1 protein-coding gene is annotated in these 253 nt (G+C 53.4%); it reads right to left on the reverse strand.

The genetic code is table 11. The features are described 5' to 3' along the window. On the reverse strand, positions 1 to 146 hold a 146-nt coding region (locus tag E0D98_RS27145), incomplete at its 3' end, for a Rop family plasmid primer RNA-binding protein (RefSeq protein ID WP_131891736.1). Positions 147 to 253: the final 107 nt, after the last annotated feature.

A 253-nucleotide genomic window follows, 5' to 3' on the forward strand; every position in this document is an offset into this window, starting at 1 on the left:
TAAAGCTCGTCGGCGTGGTCGTGAAGGGCTTCGCAGATGTCCGCCTGGTCGTCGGCGTCCAGTTCATTCAGTTTTTCCAGCAGTGTCAGCGTCTGGCTTCTGATAAAGCGGGCCATGTTAAGGGCTGGTTTTTCCTGTTTAGTCACAGTTCTGTTTCTCCATGTGTGGGGAGTCTGTCGGAGGTTTTTAATGATACCGGTGAAACGCGAAAGGATGCTCACGATACGGGTCACGGATGAGGAACATGCGCGGC

The organism is Escherichia sp. KCJ4928, assembly GCF_004352695.1.
Taxonomy (GTDB): Bacteria; Pseudomonadota; Gammaproteobacteria; order Enterobacterales; family Enterobacteriaceae; genus ECMA0423.